Origin of the sequence: Algiphilus sp. (genome assembly GCF_965216485.1) — a bacterium.
GTDB lineage: Bacteria > Pseudomonadota > Gammaproteobacteria > Nevskiales > Nevskiaceae > Algiphilus.
The window spans coordinates 3,185,130-3,201,726 of sequence record NZ_OZ244162.1; the positions used below are offsets into that span (position 1 = coordinate 3,185,130).

13 protein-coding genes are annotated in these 16,597 nt (G+C 63.6%); 9 read left to right on the plus strand and 4 right to left on the minus strand.

Features of this window, described 5'->3' with window-relative positions:
* Nucleotides 1-22: 22 nt before the first annotated feature.
* Both ACOOFO_RS14720 and ACOOFO_RS14725 read right to left on the minus strand, forming a co-directional pair.
* Nucleotides 23-373, minus strand: coding sequence for a hypothetical protein (locus ACOOFO_RS14720; RefSeq protein WP_420427504.1), 351 nt, complete (start codon nt 371-373; stop codon nt 23-25).
* A gap of 154 nt (nt 374-527) precedes the next feature.
* Complete coding sequence (locus ACOOFO_RS14725) at nt 528-1,733, minus strand: alkane 1-monooxygenase (RefSeq protein ID WP_420427505.1); 1,206 nt, start codon at nt 1,731-1,733, stop codon at nt 528-530.
* Nucleotides 1,734-2,123: 390 nt separating this feature from the next.
* Between ACOOFO_RS14725 and ACOOFO_RS14730 the strand changes: the two genes are divergently transcribed.
* Complete coding sequence (locus tag ACOOFO_RS14730; RefSeq protein ID WP_420427506.1) at nt 2,124-4,163, plus strand: sigma-54-dependent Fis family transcriptional regulator; 2,040 nt, start codon at nt 2,124-2,126, stop codon at nt 4,161-4,163.
* 42 nt (nt 4,164-4,205) lie between these two features.
* Here ACOOFO_RS14730 and ACOOFO_RS14735 read toward each other — a convergent pair whose 3' ends face one another.
* Nucleotides 4,206-4,658 (minus strand): hypothetical protein, encoded by a 453-nt coding sequence (locus tag ACOOFO_RS14735; RefSeq protein WP_420427507.1) that lies wholly within the window; start codon nt 4,656-4,658, stop codon nt 4,206-4,208.
* Between the two features lie 249 nt (nt 4,659-4,907).
* Between ACOOFO_RS14735 and ACOOFO_RS14740 the strand changes: the two genes are divergently transcribed.
* The 8 genes from ACOOFO_RS14740 to ACOOFO_RS14775 all read left to right on the plus strand — a co-directional run bounded on the left by ACOOFO_RS14740 (nt 4,908) and on the right by ACOOFO_RS14775 (nt 15,221).
* Complete coding sequence (locus ACOOFO_RS14740) at nt 4,908-7,103, plus strand: TonB-dependent receptor family protein (protein ID WP_420427508.1); 2,196 nt, start codon at nt 4,908-4,910, stop codon at nt 7,101-7,103.
* A gap of 68 nt (nt 7,104-7,171) precedes the next feature.
* Complete coding sequence (locus ACOOFO_RS14745; RefSeq protein ID WP_420427509.1) at nt 7,172-7,684, plus strand: hypothetical protein; 513 nt, start codon at nt 7,172-7,174, stop codon at nt 7,682-7,684.
* Between the two features lie 153 nt (nt 7,685-7,837).
* Nucleotides 7,838-8,341: a spore coat U domain-containing protein gene (locus tag ACOOFO_RS14750; RefSeq protein ID WP_420427510.1), complete on the plus strand. Its 504-nt coding sequence runs from the start codon at nt 7,838-7,840 to the stop codon at nt 8,339-8,341.
* A gap of 17 nt (nt 8,342-8,358) precedes the next feature.
* Nucleotides 8,359-9,150 (plus strand): molecular chaperone, encoded by a 792-nt coding sequence (locus ACOOFO_RS14755; protein WP_420429798.1) that lies wholly within the window; start codon nt 8,359-8,361, stop codon nt 9,148-9,150.
* Between the two features lie 79 nt (nt 9,151-9,229).
* Entirely contained in the window at nt 9,230-11,497 is a 2,268-nt protein-coding gene (locus ACOOFO_RS14760; protein WP_420427511.1) for a fimbria/pilus outer membrane usher protein, read from the plus strand.
* A gap of 65 nt (nt 11,498-11,562) precedes the next feature.
* The gene (locus ACOOFO_RS14765) at nt 11,563-12,522 is read left to right on the plus strand and encodes a spore coat U domain-containing protein (RefSeq protein WP_420429800.1); all 960 of its coding nucleotides are present in this window, start codon (nt 11,563-11,565) and stop codon (nt 12,520-12,522) included.
* Nucleotides 12,523-12,689: 167 nt separating this feature from the next.
* Nucleotides 12,690-14,234: a trypsin-like serine peptidase gene (locus ACOOFO_RS14770; RefSeq protein ID WP_420427512.1), complete on the plus strand. Its 1,545-nt coding sequence runs from the start codon at nt 12,690-12,692 to the stop codon at nt 14,232-14,234.
* Nucleotides 14,235-14,282: 48 nt separating this feature from the next.
* Nucleotides 14,283-15,221 (plus strand): alpha/beta hydrolase, encoded by a 939-nt coding sequence (locus tag ACOOFO_RS14775; protein ID WP_420427513.1) that lies wholly within the window; start codon nt 14,283-14,285, stop codon nt 15,219-15,221.
* On the opposite strand, the gene ACOOFO_RS14780 is transcribed toward ACOOFO_RS14775, so the two are convergent.
* Nucleotides 15,174-16,502, minus strand: coding sequence for an ABC1 kinase family protein (locus tag ACOOFO_RS14780; RefSeq protein ID WP_420427514.1), 1,329 nt, complete (start codon nt 16,500-16,502; stop codon nt 15,174-15,176). The genes ACOOFO_RS14775 and ACOOFO_RS14780 overlap by 48 nt on opposite strands.
* Nucleotides 16,503-16,597 lie beyond the last annotated feature (95 nt).

The window sequence follows — 16,597 nt, forward strand, 5'->3', positions numbered from 1 at the left end:
GCCCGATCGGTGCTGCTGCGCCTCAGGCGCCGCTGAAGGCGACGGGGTACAGCAGCGCCAGGCCGGTCAGGCCAAGCACGCCGTGCGCGAACATGAGCAACCGCGGCGGTCGCCCTGGAAAGAGGACGCGGAAGAACAGCAGCCCCCCGAGCAACCCGGCCGTCCATATGCCGAGCGCCCACCACGCCAGTGAGGACGTCTCCTGGACCAGGTTGCCGACGGCCAACAGTGCCAGGGCAGCGCCGGCCGTCAGGCCGTGAATCATACGAAGGACGCGTGGTGCACCCATACCAAATGTGATCAGCAGGGCGAGCAACGCGCCACCGAAGCTCACGGCGCTCATCATCAGGAACACGATCAATGCGACGGTCATGCCATGCAATTCCAGTAATGAGGGTGCTGGCGCTGCGCCCGACCACGCAACACGATGGCGTCAGAGCCTCCAGCACTCCAGATGGGATGGCGACAGGGCGCACAACTGCGCCACCCTGCCGCCACCAAGAACCCCCGGGGGAGGGGTGACACCATTAAGCGGTGGTGATGTTCGAGTTCCCGCTCTTGGCACCGGCATAGCGGCGCAGAATCGCATCGCGGTACTTGGGATCGAGATTGACGCGATGAATGTCCTGGTCGTAGAGATCAAGGACGCGGGGATCCATCACTGCGCGCCATAGTGGCGGGAACATGGCCAGCGTGAACATGCCGGGGTAGCCCGAAGGCAGGGTCGGCAGGTCCTCGAAGTGCCGCAGCGACTGGTAGCTCCGCGTCGGGTGGGCGTGGTGATCGGAATGGCGCTGGAGATGGAAGAGCACCAGATTCGACATGGTGTGATTCGTGTTCCAGGAGTGCTCGGGCCGACAGCGCTCATAGCGACCGTCTTCCTGCTTCTGCCGCAACAATCCGTAGTGCTCCACGTAATTGGCCATGGTCAGGAACCAGTAACCGTAGGCCATGGCGATGAGAAGAAAGGGAATCACCACGGGGCCGAAGGCAAGGATCAAGCCCCCGTACAGCGCAATGGTGACTGCCATGGGCTGCAGCATCTCGTTCTCGGTGCTCCATGGGCCCTTGCCCTGCCGGGCCAGTCGCTCTTTTTCGTTCTGCCAGGAGCGCTTCAGCGCCCCCGGAATTTCGCGCAACACAAAGCGGTAGATGCTCTCACCGAAGCGGGAGGACGCGGGGTCTTCCGGTGTGGCGACATCCTTGTGATGCCCCTTGTTGTGCTCGACCATGAAATGACCGTAGGCCGTCGTCGCAAGGGATAGCTTGGCCAGCGTCTTTGCGACACGCGACTTCTTGTGCCCCAGCTCGTGACCGGTATTGATGGCAATGCCGTTGATCAGGCCGACGGACAGGGCGATCCCCAGATACCCGACCCAGCTCATGCCCAGGCTCGCCACCGCCCATGCCCCCACGATCAGGGTCACGTAGTGCAGTGGCACCGTCGCGTAGGCGAGATAGCGATAGTAGTTGTCGTTCTCCAGACGGTGGATGGCGGCCTCGGGCGGATTGCTGGTGTCCTGACCGAAGGCCATATCCAGCACCGGGATCACCAAATACCAGAGCGCGAAGGTACTCCACGTGAAGATTTCGATACCTGTGAGATAGGTCACTCCGACGCTCAGCGCCGGAAACAGCACCCAGAGGGAGGACAGAAGCCAGAAATAGCGCTTCTTGTCGCGGTAATTCTCGGACGGACCTGCGGCGCCGTCAGCCATCGTTGTCGTGTTCATGATGCACCTCGTTGCTTCAATGCCGGTGGGATTCGCCCCCTGGGCATCCGCCACGGATCCCGGGGAAGGTCGCCCGGACTGGCCACCTTGGCGGCCATTTGAATGCAACTTCGGCGCGCTTACGCCTTCCTAAAGGGAGGTTTTTCGCTGCACTTGTAGCCACAGACTCATTGCAGCAACACCCCGACTGCTAGCGCCACCAATACACCGCACCCGCTAACGAACAGGGCAATACCTGAAAACCCGTTCACCCCTTGGTACAGGGTGTGCCATTCATGTTGCAGTACGACCAAAGTGTGCTTGACGGGGGCGTAAGGCACGCGCAGTCTTCTTCCATCCGCCCCATTACACGACGACAGGCGGCCCGGCAGTAGCCGAGGAGACACACACATGCATGACACGACCTACCAACACTCCGAACGCGTTATCGACGTCGTAGGAGGCAAACAATCCATCGAACGCCCCGAGAGTGATATCTCGTCTTCGTGGTCACGATGCATCAATGCGCACGGCCTCGATCCGTCGCGGCGCTACGCTCCGCGTGTGGAAGACGTCAACCGCATAGCGGAGCTGGAAGATCAGTACGACACGCTGATCGACATCGCCCGGCTGGAAATGGACTCTCTCTACGAGCAGATTGCCGGCTCGGGTTACGCCCTCCTGCTGACCGACGCCAACGGCATCATCCTTTGCGACAAGGTCGACCCCAATCTGAGCAAGGGCTTTCATGCTGCGGGCCTGGTGCACGGAGCCAACTGGAGCGAGTCGATGGAGGGCACCAACGGTATCGGTACCTGCATCGCTGAAAAACGGGCAGTGACCGTCCACCGGAACGACCATTTCCGTGCCCGGCATATCGATCTGTCTTGCACCGGCGCCCCCATTCTGGACCCCGACGGCGAACTCACGGCCGTCCTCGACGCCTCCTGCGTCAACGCCAACTACTCGCGTACCAATCAGATGCACACCAAGGCCATGGTGAGCATGTCCTCGCGCCTGATCGAAAAATGCCTGTTCCTGCGGCGTTTTCGTGACCACTGCGTGCTGCGTTTCCACAGTCGCGCCGAATTCGTCGGCCTGCTGCAGGACGGCGCCATCGCCCTCGCCGAGGACGGCACCGTCATCGGCGCCGACCAGGTCGCCTTGGCCCTATTGGCCGATGAACACCGTACTGAAGTCATCAGCCGCAATATCTCGGAGGTATTCGACGTACCTCCCCACGTATCCGACCCCCTTTACCGTCAGAGTCAGTCGGCCCTGACACCGATTCGTGATCTCAAGCATGGACGTCGCTTTTTCATGACCAGCCAGCGCACCAACAGTTCATCGCAGACAGGCAACAAGCTGCACGAGGCCGGCAGCGGCGCGCAGGTCGTACGCGTCAAAGTCAAGCCCCAGTCCGACACTCTCGATCTCGATACCGTGGCCGGTCGAGATCCCGTCATGCAGCGCAATGCGCGATGCGCGAGGCGTCTCGCCACCTCGGATGTGGCCATTCTGTTACAGGGCCCTACTGGCGCCGGCAAGGATGTCTTTGCCCGCGCGGTCCACAATGCCAGCGAGCGCGCGCATCACCCCTTCATTGCCGTGAATTGCGCGGCCATTCCGGAAACACTGATCGAGGCCGAGCTGTTCGGCTACAAGTCCGGGGCCTTCACCGGGGCCCGCAAGGAAGGCGCACGTGGCCGCATCTTGCAGGCCGATGGCGGAACCCTGTTCCTCGACGAAATCGGCGACATGCCGTTGGAACTGCAGACCCGCCTGCTGCGTGTGCTTGAGGAGCGGGTGGTGACGCCGCTCGGCAGTGAAGCGCCCACCCCGGTCAATATCCGCTTGATCAGCGCTTCACTGCGCGATCTCAAGGATATGGTTGCGGAAGGCCGTTTCCGCGAGGACCTCTATTACCGCCTCAACGGCATCACGCTCAAGCTTCCTCCGCTGCGCAAGCGCCAGGACCTGCCGGAAATCATCTCCAACATTCTCGCCAGCGAATCGGCTCAGGCGGGCATGTCGGTCAGTGTCAGCGCCGCAGCCATGCAGTTGCTGCGCGCCTACCATTGGCCTGGAAACATCCGGGAGCTGCGGAACGTGCTTCGCACCGCGCTTGCCATGTGCGAAGACGATTGCATACAGCCAGAAGACCTTGGCGACGATCTCTGTCATCCGGCATCTGCCAACGATGACCACGACCCCTGCGATGCGCAGGATGCACATCGCGACGCTGTGCCGATCGAAGCAGAAGCAGCGCCCTCCGGAGGCAATCCGCTGGAAGCTGCGGAACGGGCTGCCCTGCTAGAGACCATCGAGCGACATCGCTACAACATGAGCCGCGCGGCGCGCACACTGGGCATGAGCCGCAACACCCTCTATCGAAAGATGCGCCAGCACGGCATTGATACCGACGCGCTGCGCGGCGGAGACTCGCGCTAGCACACGTGACGACGGGCTGGTCGCTGCGGCCACATCGCGATCCTAGTGATCGCGGTGCGCAGCATTCTCGACGTTGGCTTCATCCGTGCTTGTTCCCAGTGCCTCTTCGATGGCGTCAATGCGCTCGAAGATCGAGGCCAGGGTTCGGTGCCCTTCCGACCAGATGCGATACATCACCTCGGCATGCCCGTCCACGCGTTGGCGCAGGTCATGGATCAAGGCGCGCTGCTTGTCCAGCAATTCCTGCGAATCGGCGTGGGTGCATAGCGTGTCGAAATGCGCCGCGCAGTGTTCCGAGAAATCGTCGTTGATCTTCATCTGCTGTGCGGCGATGGACAGTATCTGCTGCGCCGTCAATTCGCCCAGATCGATCATTGCCGTCACGACGCGCTCCGATGCCTCCAAGGCCTGCCGGGATGCCTGCTGAACGGACGAACCGAATTCCTCGCCCTGTCCTGGTCGCCCCTGCTTCTGGTCTCTCTCTTCTTTTTCCACTGTAATGTCCTGCGTCGAAACGCATGTTGAATGTCAGGACCGTATGAGCAATAACCAGGCCAAGATGCGAATGAACGCTAATCGAATGATGTTGCTGCATTTTTTAGGAAAGCCATGCGAATGATGACGGCCCGCGCGTGGAGCGCCCGTGCCACACACTGTCACGCCCGTAGCACGACTACGCGCTGCCGCAAAGTGCATTAGGCTTCGTCCGCGGAAGCCAACAACAACGACGAGGAGAGACGACCCATGAAAGCGCGTACGGAGCGTGCACGAGGAGTGCCTATGGCGGCAGAGGACTACAACTGCCAGCTCGATGCGGACATCGGTCCCAAGGCCATCGTCAGAGGCTACAGCGATAGAACAAAGAAGCGGACTCTGAGCCCGCAACGCAGAGCCATAGTGCTGGTTCTTGCTGGCTTCGCCGGCAGTGCTCACGCGCAGAGCCCGGACACAGACAGCCTGGATGCTGTGGTCGTGACGGGCACGCGCCTGGAACGTGCCCTGCCCGATACGCCCTCCGGTGTGACCGTCATCGACGCGTCAACCATCCGCGATGGGCGCCAGGGTCTGCAACTGGACGAAGCACTGACACGGGTACCGGGTCTCTTCCTGCAGAACCGCTACAACTTTGCCCAGGGGCAGCGCCTATCGCTCCGCGGCTTTGGTTCCCGGGCGCCTTTTGGCGTGCGCGGCATCCGCATCCGGCTCGATGGCTTTCCCGAGACATTGCCGGACGGGCAGTCGCAGGTCGGCTCCATCGACCTGGACACCGCTACCCGCGCGGAGGTCATCCGCGGACCGGCATCGGTGCTCTACGGCAATGCCAGCGGCGGGGTGATCTCCATTGAGACCGCCAACGGCCGGGACCACGCGGGAACCACGGTTCGCGCACTTGGCGGTAGCGACGACTTCCTCAAGTTCAATGCCCATACCGGGGGCGCCAGCGGCGCATGGGATTACCACGCCGGGATCAGTCATCTCGATTTCGAGGGATGGCGTCAACAGAGCGCGGTCGAGAAAACGCTGTTCAACAGCAAGCTGGGCTGGACACCCAACGAGGCCCACCGCCTGGAGGCCGTTGTCACCGCATTGGAACTCCCCACGGCACAGGACCCAGGCGGATTGAATCTCAATGATCTTGCCGAAGACCGCAGACAGGCCACGAATGCGGCCGTGCTGCTCGACGCGGGTCAGGATGTGGCGCAACAGCGCGTTGGTCTGACCCACGAATGGGCCATTGGCGAGCGCTCGGCCATTGTCAGCCGTACCTTCTACACGCGCCGCGACTTCGAGCAGCTGCTGCCCTTTTCCTTCCCCGGCGTTGACAACAACTTCATTGCCTTCGACCGCGATTTCTACGGCGTGGACAGTGCCTTCAAGAGCAGTACCCCCCTGGCTGGCCTGCCGCTGCGCTATACGGTCGGCATCGATGCGCAGCGCCAGTTGGACGATCGCCGCCGCCGCGGTGGCGGTCCGCAGGCATCCTCCTCTGACCTGGTACAGAACGAGGAGCAGGAAGCGCAGGTGATTGCTGCCTTTGCCCAGGCCGATCTGGACGTGCATCCCTCCGTCACGGTCAATCTGGGCGCGCGAATCGACCGCCTCGAGCTGTCCATCGACGACCGCCTGCTCGACGATGGCGATGACAGCGGGGAACGACGGTTCACGGAGGCCAGCTACAGCGGCGGGCTGATCTGGCGGTACTTCGGCCCGCATCGCTTCTACGCCCAGATTGCCACCGCTTTCGAATCACCCACCTTCACCGAATTCGCGCGCCCGGACGGTGGTGCCGGCTTCAACCCCGCGATCGACCCACAGGAAAGTCTGAACCGCGAGATCGGCTTCCGTAACGGCTTCGACAGCGCGCTGCACTATGACTTGACCGTGTTTTCGGTACGCGTCGACGATGAGATCACGCCTTTCGAGATCGACGGTCGCACCTTCTTCCAGAATGCCGCGCGCACCGACCGGGAGGGCGTGGAAGCGGCGGTGGTATGGAATGCCGGACACGGCGTAACGCTCACCGGCAGCTATACCTACGCCCGTCTACGCTTCGACCGCTTCGTCGACCGCGATGGCAACGACCTCTCGGGCAACGATCTACCGGGAGTCCCCCGCCAGAACGCCTTCCTCGAGGCCGCCTGGCAAGGCGAGCGCGCCTTTGGCACCATCGACACCCAGATCACCGACAGCCGCTATGCCGAGAACGCCAACGCACTGTCCGTGGCCGGCTTCGCCCTCGTCAACCTGCGCGGCGGCTGGCGCTTTCCGCTCGGGCAGAGCACGCTGGAGGTCTTCGCGGGTGTGAACAATCTGCTGGACCGCGATTACATCGCCAATCTGCGCGTGAATGCCAATCAGGGGCGCCCCCTGGACGCCCGCGGCTTCTTCGAACCGGGGCCGGAACGCCAGATCTACGGTGGGCTGGCCTTGCGCCTCTAGGCACGCTGGCGCGCTACGGTGAGTGCTTTGCGCTACCGTAGCGCTTCGTGCCGCTACCGAGATGCCCTATGCGTTGCCTGGTTGCCCTCGCCCTGTTCGCCATGACTACAACGGCCACCGCGCAGGTCAAGGATTTTGGCAGTTGGGTCTACTACCAGGTGCCCGCCGAGGGCAGTGAACCGCCGCTGTTCGTGGTGGAGAGCGAGCAAGCGGTGCGCGGTGTGGCCGTGCTCTACACCTGCAAGCGCGACATCGACGCCGCGCGCGAAAGTCTGCTGTTGCTCAATCCCGGCTTTCGCGAGATGCCGCAGGACAAGCGCTTCGACGTCCTCTTCACCTTCGGAGGGAACCAGCAACGGGGCTATGCCGACGCCACGCTGACTGCCGATTCCGACCACGGCACCCTCGACCTCACGGCTGGTCTGCCGCGCATCCTGCGCCATATGCAGCAGTTCAATACCTTCATCGTCACGCAGAAGGACGCCGCTGAAACGCCGATCACGGAGGTGGCGATCCCGCTGGATGGCTTTGACGAGGCCTATGCGTTCAGTCGTGAGCGCTGCGAGCCCTCCCTTCCGTAGCCGCGAATCCCAAAGGCATACCTAAGCGCGGAGGATTTCCGCGCAGACATGAATCGCTTGTCAGCTCACGGCAGCCACTGATCCGCGGCTTCACAAGACGGCGTTCACCCCGCCGATAGCCTGGATATCTCTTGTACAGGCTAGGCCGCTCCCATGAAGAAGACGCCGCACTTCCTATTCCGCATGTCTGGAATCATCGCTGTCGCGTGGTCCAGCGCAGCGCTCGCACAGACATCCGATACCTTCAATGTCACCATCACGCTGCAGGACGCGTGCGAACTGTCGACTGCACCCACGGATCTCGACTTCGGCACGGTCAATCTCTTGAACCAGGACTACGACGCTGCATCGGCGATCTATGTCACCTGTACTGAAGGGGCCGCATTCACGCTCAGCCTGGACGATGGCGCCAATCCAGACGCCACCTCGCGGCGCATGGAAAACGGTGGCAACCTTGTGAGCTACCGGTTGTACAGCGACAGTGGCCGCACCACCCTCTGGGGCGACGGGACGACCTTTGGCAGCACGACAGGGGGGACGGGGACCGGAGTAGAACAAACCGTGGATGTATTCGGGCGGGTCGCCAACGCCGACAACGCCAGCACCCCGCCCGCCGGCGCCTATAGCGATATAGTGACGGTGACGGTCACCTTCTGAGCACTGCCTTGAGCTCCATGCATGCGCTGATGCGGACGTCGGCCACGGGCCGATTTGCTGCAGCCTACCTGCTTGCCGGGCTGGCCACGCTGGTCTTTCCCCTGCTGGGGGCCGCTTCCAGCCTAGCGGTATCGCCCACCTCATTGACGTTTTCCCCGGACGATATTGCGCAGGGCTTGGTTCTGCACAACCGCGGCGGAGAGGTATTCCGCGCGCAGGTGCGCGTCTTTGCTTGGGATCAACCCGAGGGGGACGACCGGCTCGAGCCAACGGATCGGCTGGTCGCAAGCCCACCCTTCGTGACGATACCGCCGGGCGAACAGCAGTTCGTGCGCATCGTGCGACGCCATGCAGGCAATTCCGAAGAACCGCGGGAAGAAGCTTTTCGCCTTCTGGTGGACGAGTTGCCAATCAACGAGGAGGCACCGCCGCCATCCACTGTGACGCAGGCGCCATCGGCAGGCCTGCGCTTCAAGCTCCGCTACTCGATTCCCGTCTTCATCAACACACCCTCCGACAGTAGGGCGACGGTGCGTTGGTCGACCACAGGCCCCGCTACTGAGACCCTTCGCGTCACAGCCACCAATACGGGCAGCAGCCGAGCGCAGATCGCCGATCTGCGCGTATTGAACGCGGAAGGCGCGAGCGCGGCCACGCAAGACGGTTTGGTCGGATACGTCCTGCCAGGCGTGACACGTACCTGGTCCCTGCCGTGGCCTACTTCCGCAGAAATTCCGGCTGAGATCGATGCGCGCATCAATGGGGAACGCCGCAGCCAGAGCCTGTCAGCGCGCGATCCTGCTGACTAGCCTCGCGACCGCATGTGGTGCCCTGCCGGCCACTGGGCATGGCGCCCAGCCAATCGCCTTGCCGGATCCGTCACAGCCCGTGAACGTAGTCCTGCTCGACGGACCTGGTCTGCCACCCCCGGCGACCGCCCTCTATCTGGATGTTTTCCTGAATCAGGTTCCGCTGCGTTACGTCGTACAGGTGTTTGAAGCGGAGGACCGCCTCTTCATCTGGCCGCCGCATTTCGCTTCGCTGGGTCTCCGACCCGTCACCTTGCCCGAGGCGCGCTACATCGCGCTGGAAGACATTCCCGGGCTGACCTACACCCTCGACCGCGCGCGCCAGCAGCTCACGCTCATGGCTGAGCCCTATCGCCTCAACATCAAGCCGCAGCGCTACAACGCACAGCGCGCAATAGAGAGTGCCGCGGTATCGGATGTCGGCGCGCTGCTCAACTACGACATGCGGGCAGATTTCAACGAAGGGGGCAATCACGGACTCACAGCCGCCTCGGGTATCCGCCTCTTCGGGCCGATGGGGGTGGCGGACAGCACGGGACTCTCCCGGTTTCGAAGCAAAGGCGACGAGGACCAATACACGCGGCTGGATACCACCTATCGCATGGATTGGCAGCATCGGCTGCAGACGCTGGAGCTGGGCGACCTCATCAGTAGCGGGCCCTCGTGGACACGTGCCACGCGCATCGGCGGCATCCAGCTGCGGAGGAATTTCGGGCTCCAACCCGGGCTGATCACGGAGCCCGTACCCGCCTTCTTCGGTGAGGCTGCACTGCCCTCACGCCTGGAACTGTACGTGGACGGCCTGCGCCAATACGCTGACAACATTCTCCCCGGCCCTTACGAAATCGAGGTTCCTCCACTGGTAACGGGTGCGGGTGATGCGCAGGTCGTGCTGACGGATGCCCTTGGCCGTGTCCGCGTATTCGACTTCAGCTACTACAGCGCACCACAACTGCTGGACGCCGGTCTGAGCGACTACAGCCTCTCGGTGGGCGCCCTCCGACGCGACTTCGGAACGCGCTCCTTCTCTTATGGCGATACCCCGGTTGCCAGTGCGAGCGGCCGCTATGGCTGGTCGCGTTGGCTGACCTTGGAGGGCCACGCCCAAGGCGCGGAGGACCTCGTGGTCGGCGGTGCCGGCGCGTTGCTGCGGATCGGCCAGCTTGGCGTGCTGGCGGGATCGTGGGTAGGTAGCGGGGGCCGGGACGAATTTCGCGGACATCGGGGCAGCGTGGGCTATAGCTGGATGCGGCGCGGCTTCAGCCTCGATTACCGGATCGAGCGCAGTTTCGACCGCTTCACCGATGTGGCGGCGCTGGAGGGTCGCCCGCCCGCAGAGCACGCCGAACGCTTGGGTGCCAGCGTCGGAATCGGCAATACCGGCAACGTATCACTCAGCTATACGCGCCTCGAGCGCGGGGCATCCGAAGCCTCGCGCACCGTGGGCTTGGGCACCAGCCTGCGATTGCGACCCGGATGGACGGTGTTCGGCAACGTGGCGCGCGAGCTGGCCCCTGGCACGACCTGGCGCGCTTTTGTCAGCTTCAGCATGACTTTCAACCGACGCCTCAACGCAACAACCAGTGCCGGCTACCAAGACCGGGGCGGCGCCCGCTACGGCGCCAATCTGCGCCGGGTGCTGCCTCCCGATGGTGGCACCGGCTGGAGCCTCGACGCGCAGCAAACGCCCAACATCGACGCCTACGAAGCGCAGATTCGTCATATTGCTGACCGCTTCTCGGTGGGCGGCGGCGTCCGCGCCGTCGACGGTCGCCTCGGCGGCTTCGCTGATGCGGGCGGCGCCCTCGTGTGGATGGCGAAACAACCGCATCACATCTTCCCTGCGCGCCAGGTTCAGGAAAGTTTTGCGCTCGTCTCGACCGGTGGCGAAGCCGGCATCCCGGTACTTCTGGAGAACCGGTACATCGGTACCACGGATCACAACGGCTATTTTCTGCTCACGGGCTTGGGCCCCTATCGCGAAAATCGGCTCGCCATCGATACCCTGGGCTTGGCCGCCGACCTCCAGTTCGCCTCGCGCCGCACCGTTGTCACACCGCGACTTCGGTCAGGCGTTGTCACCGATTTTGGCGTCCGCCGCACCACCGCTGCGCTGCTGGTGATTCATGATCTTGATCAGCAGCCGCTGCCACTCGGAAGCCGGATCATGCGCAACGGGGCATTCGTCACCGCTGTGGGCTACGACGGCCAGGCCTATGTTGAACAATTGGACACCGGTCAGCTGTTCAACGCAGAACGACCGGACGGCACCGCATGCCGGTTCAGCGTGCCCACCCCCGACAGCAAGGCGGTGCTTCCCACGATTGGACCGATCCTATGTCACTAACGCCCACCCTCTTCGCCCGTCGTACCGGCGCCTACGCGGCCTGCCTGATCGTTCTCGCTTGCTGCATGCTGCCTGCCACAGTGCAAGCAGCCACCACCTGCAGCACGTCGATGACCAACGTGACATTTGGCAGCAGCGACCCCTTCACCGGCTGGTCTGATGTCACGGCGACCATCAACTACAGCTGCCAGACCAGCGGCCTGAGTCTGCTTGCGAGCGCAGCCGTGCGGATGTGCTTCAACATCGACGACGGTTCGAGCGGGACGGGCACCATCTTCCCGCGCCGAATGACCTCCGGCGGAAACAGCCTGTCCTTCAATCTCTACCGGGATGCCTCGTACAGCCTCGTGTGGGGCACTGTGGACAACGGTCAGCAGGTCGAAGTCATTCTTCAGTACAGCGTTCCGCTGCTGGGTGGCAGCGGCAGCGGCAGCCTGACCGTGTATGGACGCATTCCATCCAACCAGCTCACGACGGTACCAGGCAGCTATCAGAACGACTTCAATCTGCTGGATGCCTATATGCAGTTTCAAGCAAACGAGGTACTCCTCGGTACGGCCTCCCCTCCAAGCAGTTGCCTATCGGGTGGCGTTGATTCCGGTGCGTCTTTCTTTCCTTTCTCAGCCACCGCCAACGTGGAAGCCACCTGCAATCCCAGCTTCGCCGTACAGGACATGGACTTCGGCACGCAGGGGCTTCTCAACACGGCCGTAGACATCACGGCCACCGTCGCACCGCAATGCACGAATACCACGCCCTATCAGATCGGCCTCGATGATGGCCTTCATGCAACGGGCATTCAACGACGCATGCAGAACGCGGTGACAGGGCGCTACGTGACCTACGGGCTGTATCAGGACGTGGGCCGCTCTCTGCGCTGGGGCAATACCCTGGGCGCTGACACCGTTTCGACCACCGGTACAGGCAATCCGCAGCCCCGCGCCATCTATGGGCGTGTGGCTGCACAAAGCACGCCGCCTTCCGGAACCTACAGCGACACCATCACGGTCACGATCACCTACTGAAGGGCGCTGCGCCTTGGGCCCGCCACGGTGCCACGGCGCGAAGTTGAATAGTGCGCACGCCCAAGAGCACAATCCGCGCAATTGTTCCTAGAGCGCCGCTTCTTGGAAGCCATCGCATTCCGGGCACTGACTACAAGACTCGATTGTCATCCTGCGGGGGAGATTGCATGCCAGCATTGACGGCGCCACAACGGGTTATCGCGGCCCTTGCCATCATCAGCAGTACAGCGGCTGCCGGCGTCCTCGGTGACGCCCACGCCGGCACCGCACTGCCGACGCTCGTGCCCCAGCAGACAGCGGAGACCTTCGCGCGCAGCACGCATCACGGCCCGGGGCCGCTGTTCTTCGCCCGCATGCTGCCGGCTCCGGCCTCGCTGGCGGATGGATGGTGGGATAGCCCCCAGCCGGGCCAGGCGCGCTGGCGTCTCCTGGTGCAGTCGCCGGGCGCCAAGAGCCTGAGCCTGGAACTGGCGCGCTTCTCCGGTGCGCCCGACGCGCACCTCTACCTGCGCCATCCGCTGACCGACATGACCCAGGGGCCCTACACCCTGGAGGATGTCAACACCGACGGCACGATGAGTACCGCCATGGTCTTTGGCGACCAGGCCGTAGTCGAAATCCTGTTGCCGGCCAGTCAACGCGCCGACCTCGCGCTCGATATCGAAGGCGTGATGCACGGCCATCGCGATATCCGAAAGATTCAGGAGAACTTCGGAAGCGCCCAATCCTGCAACGTGGACGTCGCCTGCCCGCAGGGCGACGACTGGCAGGAGCAGATTCGTAGCGTCGTCGGCCTCACCTTTCGCGTGGGCTCGGAGGGCGCGTTCTGCACCGGCAACCTCATCAACAACACGCGTCAGGATGGGACCCCACTCATCCTCACGGCACACCACTGCCTGCTCCGCGAAAACAACGCGGGCAGCGTGGTCGCGTACTGGAATTTCGAACGCGAGGCCTGCGGCGCCGGCGAAGCCCGCGACCTGACCGAATCGGATAACGGGGCCGTCTTGCTCGCGACCCACTCCGCCTCGGACCACACCCTCGTCCGCCTGCAGGACGAGCCGCCCGCCTCGGTGGATGCCTTTTTCACCGGCTGGGATGCTACCGGCGAGCCGGTCGGCGATGGTGCCTCGATCCACCACCCTAGTGGGGACGTCAAAAAAATCAGCCTCTTTACCGAGGCCCTGAACAAGGACCGCGTGACCATTGACGGCCAGACCGTGGATGCCTGGATCGTGCGCTGGAGCCAGGGCACCACTGAACAGGGTTCCAGTGGTGCCGGCATCTGGAACCCAAGCGGCCTCTTGGTGGGGGTGCTATTTGGCGGCGGTGCCAGCTGCAATGACCGTGATGCCGCCGATTTCTACGGACGCACCGAGGTGGCCTGGCTCGGCGGACGCACCCGTGATTCGCAGTTGTGCATCCACCTTGCCCCCGACGGTACCGACACGCTTCGCCTGAATGGGCTGAACCCTGAGAACGCCACGTCATCCATGGACGCCGACGACGAAGCGGCACTTGCCAACTGTGCGCTGAGTGACACTGGGAATGGGGGTGGCAACGGCGGTGGCCCCGGCAACGGTGGCGGTAACGGCGGAGGCGGAAATGGCGGCAGCGACAGCGGAAGTGGAAGCTGGTGGGCCCCCGTCCTGCTGCTGGCTGGCCTGTGGCGGCGGCGCAGCCTGCTCCGCAGCCCGTCGCCATCGGCTTGAAGCCCGTGTCGTGCTAGCGTTGCCATCGCACAATTAGAGGAGAAGAACATGGGAGATAGCGACAAGCTGTACGCGCGTCAGGACGTCAGCTTTGGGAGCGGCGACGCCTCCTGCGCGGCCTGGCACTACATTCCGCGCGTGGATCATCTCGCCAACGAGGCGGGCAGCCCGTGCATCGTCATGGCCCATGGCTTCGGCGGCACGCGCGACGCGGGTCTGGAGCCCTACGCGCAGACCTTCGCCACCGCGGGTCTGCACGTATTACTCTTCGATTACCGCCATTTCGGCGCCAGTGGCGGGGAGCCGCGGCAGCTGATCAATGTCCGCCGCCAGCTCACCGACTGGCACGCCGCCATCGCGCACGCACGCACCCTCAGCGGCGTGGATGGCAACCGTATCGGCTTGTGGGGTACTTCCTTCTCGGGCGGCCACGTGGTCACCGTGGCGGCCGAAGACGACGCCGTGGCAGCGATCAGTTCACAGGCGCCGATGCTCGATGGCCTTGCCACGCTGCAGGCGTTGTTGCGCAATGCCGGTTGGTCTGCGGTTGCCCAGTCCTCACTGGCGGCGATGCGCGACCAGGCCGCTGCAATCAGTGGCGCCGCACCGGTGACACTGCCGATCGTGGGGGCCAAGGGCGAGGTCGCGGGCATGTCCACGGAGGATGCCTTGGCGGGTTACCGCGCCATTACGCCCCCCGACTGGGTCAATGCCTTCTGCGCCCGGGTGATGCTGTCAGTACCGACCTACCGGCCGATTCGCAGCGTACCCAAGCTGAAATGCCCCAGCCTGTTCATCGCCTGCAGCCAGGACCTCATCACGCCGCCGGCGCCGGTACGGCGGGCAGCTGCCGTGGCAGGCGACCGCAGCCATATCGTGGAACTCGATATGGGGCACTTTGATATCTACCGCGGAGAAGGCTTCACCGCCTCCAGCAGTTCACAGCTGGATTTCTTCTGCGAGGCGCTCGCGCCCGTCCAACGCTGAAACAGGCGGCGGTGGCGCCTTACGTGCCACCGCCCACAGCAGGGTGCGCATGCGCACCTGCGCATCCAGGTTGCGCAACAGCCAGTAGGCACCGGAAAGCGTCCGCATGACGAAGACCAGTTCCGGCACAGGCCGATAACGGAAGGCACTGCGCAGATGGCTGCGTGCAACGGCACGCGCCTCGTCGATGATGCGGCCATCGCGGAAGGCGAAGGTGGCATCCGCCAGCAACGGATCCGCCACCGCACGACAGATATCCGCGTAGAGTGACGCGTCCTCGTCACACAACGCGCGGTCTTCCGGCACGGCGCGCAATTTCTGCAATGCAGCGTGGACGCGTGGCCAATCGCGGTCAAGGCCGCCTGCCACGGCCTGTGCCATCCACTGGCGCGCTTCCTGCCGTACCGGCACGGCGCAACCAAAGTCGTAGATTACGATGCGACCGTCGGCGAGAAATCCGAAATTGCCCGGATGCGGATCCGCATGGACAAAGCCGCTGTCGAACACCGAAGCCACCACCCAGCGGGCAAAGCCTTCGCCGATTCGATCGCGCAGCTCGGGCGACCATTGCTTGGCTTGGCTCAGGCTGCACGCTTCTTCCCAGGTCGTGACGAGGGTGGATTCGGTGCACAAGTCCGCGATGGGCTCCGGCATCACAATATAGTCATGCCGTCGGGCTGCACGCAGCCGTTGCAGATTGGCCAACTCCTTGCGGTAGTCCGTTTCTTCCGAGAATCGGGTACGGATCTCGGACAGCACACCATCCAGCGCGCGCCCGTCTACGGGTGCGATCCGCGCCATACGAAAGAGTCGGCCCAGCGCCGCAACGTCGTCGTCAATGGCTTCACGCACTTCCGGATAGCGCAGCTTCAGTGCGACCACCCGGCCGTCATCGAGATGCGCGCGATGGACCTGGCCAATGGAGGCCGCCGCAGCGGCCGGTTCTTCAATGCGCACGAAGCGAGCGCGTTGCTCAGCCGTCCACGCCGCCTGCATGACGGGTTCCAAATCCGCAAGCGGCCTTGGCGGTGCGGAGCGTTGCAGCTTGCTGAGCGCCTCCGACAGGTCTTTGGGCAGCAGATCCTCGTACTGGGATGCCAGCTGCCCCAGCTTCATGGCTGCGCCCTTCATCTCCGAGAGCAGCGCAAACCAGTCCTCGCCAGTGGTCTGCCAGAAACGCTGGCGGGCGTCACTGTCGCGCAGACTGCGCACCCGAGAGGTCAGCGAGCGGCCCACCGTGCGCGCGCCCGCCCAGAACAGCCGGCGTGAGCGGCTACTCATGACGCACCTGTGGTCGACGTGCATACGGTCACTTGCATCGCTTTATCATAGCGAGCCTACGCAGGCTTTCGGTGCGCTATCTATGCTGTGTTGTG

Excerpts from the sequence above, each read along its gene's own strand:
- ACOOFO_RS14720 (WP_420427504.1), bottom strand. The coding sequence starts at position 373 with ATGACCGTCGCATTGATCGTGTTCCTGATGATGAGCGCCGTGAGCTTC.
- ACOOFO_RS14725 (WP_420427505.1), bottom strand. The coding sequence starts at position 1,733 with ATGAACACGACAACGATGGCTGACGGCGCCGCAGGTCCGTCCGAGAAT.
- ACOOFO_RS14730 (WP_420427506.1), top strand. The coding sequence starts at position 2,124 with ATGCATGACACGACCTACCAACACTCCGAACGCGTTATCGACGTCGTA.
- ACOOFO_RS14740 (WP_420427508.1), top strand. The coding sequence starts at position 4,908 with ATGAAAGCGCGTACGGAGCGTGCACGAGGAGTGCCTATGGCGGCAGAG.
- ACOOFO_RS14745 (WP_420427509.1), top strand. The coding sequence starts at position 7,172 with ATGCGTTGCCTGGTTGCCCTCGCCCTGTTCGCCATGACTACAACGGCC.
- ACOOFO_RS14750 (WP_420427510.1), top strand. The coding sequence starts at position 7,838 with ATGAAGAAGACGCCGCACTTCCTATTCCGCATGTCTGGAATCATCGCT.
- ACOOFO_RS14755 (WP_420429798.1), top strand. The coding sequence starts at position 8,359 with ATGCATGCGCTGATGCGGACGTCGGCCACGGGCCGATTTGCTGCAGCC.
- ACOOFO_RS14765 (WP_420429800.1), top strand. The coding sequence starts at position 11,563 with ATGCTGCCTGCCACAGTGCAAGCAGCCACCACCTGCAGCACGTCGATG.
- ACOOFO_RS14770 (WP_420427512.1), top strand. The coding sequence starts at position 12,690 with ATGCCAGCATTGACGGCGCCACAACGGGTTATCGCGGCCCTTGCCATC.
- ACOOFO_RS14775 (WP_420427513.1), top strand. The coding sequence starts at position 14,283 with ATGGGAGATAGCGACAAGCTGTACGCGCGTCAGGACGTCAGCTTTGGG.
- ACOOFO_RS14780 (WP_420427514.1), bottom strand. The coding sequence starts at position 16,502 with ATGAGTAGCCGCTCACGCCGGCTGTTCTGGGCGGGCGCGCGCACGGTG.